The 1948-nt window shown below is 66.0% G+C and carries 1 protein-coding gene; it reads left to right on the top strand.

Annotated elements, in window-relative coordinates; all coding sequences use genetic code 11:
• Positions 1 to 1890, top strand: a 1890-nt coding sequence (locus H926_RS31320) for a TIM-barrel domain-containing protein (protein ID WP_043611244.1), incomplete at its 5' end; no start/stop codon positions are given.
• Positions 1891 to 1948: the final 58 nt, after the last annotated feature.

The following is a 1948-nucleotide window of genomic DNA, read 5'->3' as shown; positions in this document are numbered from 1 at the left end:
GAGCACACGTTCCGCGTGGGCGCGAGCTTTTCCACCACGGCTGATGAGCATTTCTGGGGCCTGGGCCAGAACCAGCAGGGCTTTGCCGATCTGCGCGGCCGCACCATCGATTGCCGCCACAACTATGATGCGCCCGAGGGCGAAAGCGTCTGCGTGCCCTTCATGGTCACGAGCAAGGGCTATGGCATCGTCTGGGACAACCCTTCCGCCACCACGGTTTCGGCCGGGGTCAATGGCAAGACGCACTGGCAATCCAACGTGGGTGAGCGCGTCAGCTTTTTCGTGATCACTGGCAAGACCACCGACGAGATCTATGCCGGCTATGCCCGCCTGACCGGCACCACGCCGCTGCCGCCCAAGGCCGCGCTGGGCCTGATCCAGTCCAAGGCGCGCTATGAAACGCAGGCCGAGCTGCTCGACATTGCCAAGGGCTATCGCGCGCGCAACCTGCCGCTCGATATCATGGTGCTCGACTGGTTCTATTGGACGGCGCTGGGCAACCTCGACATCGATCGCAGCGCCTTTCCCGATCCCAAGGGCATGAATGCCCAGCTCAACGCCATGGGCATGCGCTCTTTGATCAGCGTGTGGCCGCGTTTCGAAAAGGTTTCCAAGAACTTCGATACGCTCGCCGCCAAGGGCTGGCTGCTGCACGACAAGGATGGCAAGCCGGTCGATGGCCTGCCGATCCGCTCTGACCGGGCGGGCGCGCTGATCGATCCCACCGTGCCGGCCGCGCGCAAGTGGTTCTGGAGCCAGATCCGCGACAATATCCTGAGCCAGGGTTTTGACTGGACCTGGCTGGACGAGACCGAGCCCGATCTGGTGCCGGACGGCTATTTCTATTCGATCGGTTCGGGCGATCGCTATCACAACCTGTTCCCGCTGTTGCACACCCAAAGTGTGGCCGATGGCTCGGCGCAGGACCGGCCCAACAAGCGCAACATGATCCTGTGTCGCGCGGCCTATCTCGGCGCGCAGCGCAATGGCTGCCTGTTCTGGTCGAGCGACGTGGACGCCACGTGGGAAGCGCTGCAGCGCCAGATCCCTACCGGGATCAACGCCGCCGCGTCGGGCATGACCTATTGGAGCAGCGACACTGGTGGCTGGCAGTATCCCGGCGGCGCGGGCGAGGCGACGACGGCGCCGCTGGTCGATCCGGCTGGCGCCACGGCGATGGCGCCCGATTACAAGGACTACCCCGAACTGTTCGTGCGGTGGTTCCAGTACAACACCTTTACCCCCACGCTGCGCATCCATGGCCAGCGGCCGGGCACGGCGCTGTGGCAATATGGCCCGGCGGCAGAGGCGATCCTGGCTGACACGCTGCGCCTGCGCTATGCGCTGCTGCCCTATACCTATGCCGCCGCGCGCCATGCCTATGACACCGGCGCGCCGATCATGCGGGGGCTGTTCATGGACTTCCCCGGCGATGCCCAGGCCTTGACGGTGAAGGACCAGTACATGTTCGGCCCGGCTTTCCTGGTGGCGCCGGTCACGCGGCAGGGGCAGACCCACCGCCCGGTCTATCTGCCCAAGGGCACCGACTGGTATGACTGGTGGACCGGACGCAAGTTTGCCGGCGGCCAGACGATCGAGGCCGATGCCCCGATCGCTCATATCCCGCTGTTCGTGCGCGCGGGCAGCGTGGTGCCGCTGGGCACGCCGATCCTTTCCACCGCGGAAAAACAGGGCATTGCCAAGCTGCGCGCCTTTGCCGGCGCCAATGGCGAGGCCACGCTCTATGACGATGATGGCCAGACCAATGCTTACAAGACCAGCCAGGCCGGCAAGACCGTGGTGCGCTGGAACGATGCCAGCGGCCAGGTGGAATGGCCCGCCGGCATGAAGGGCAGTGCGGCGCGTCCGCCGGTCGAGGTGGTGCGCTGATGGCCGGGGGATGGCTCGGCGCCAGCCGGCGCGGCGTGCTGGGTGGCGGGCTGGCGGC

Origin of the sequence: Novosphingobium sp. B-7, from assembly GCF_000410615.1 — a bacterium.
GTDB lineage: Bacteria > Pseudomonadota > Alphaproteobacteria > Sphingomonadales > Sphingomonadaceae > Novosphingobium > Novosphingobium capsulatum.
Note: the sequence above shows the minus strand (reverse complement) of the source record. Positions and strands in the feature narration are given on the sequence as shown.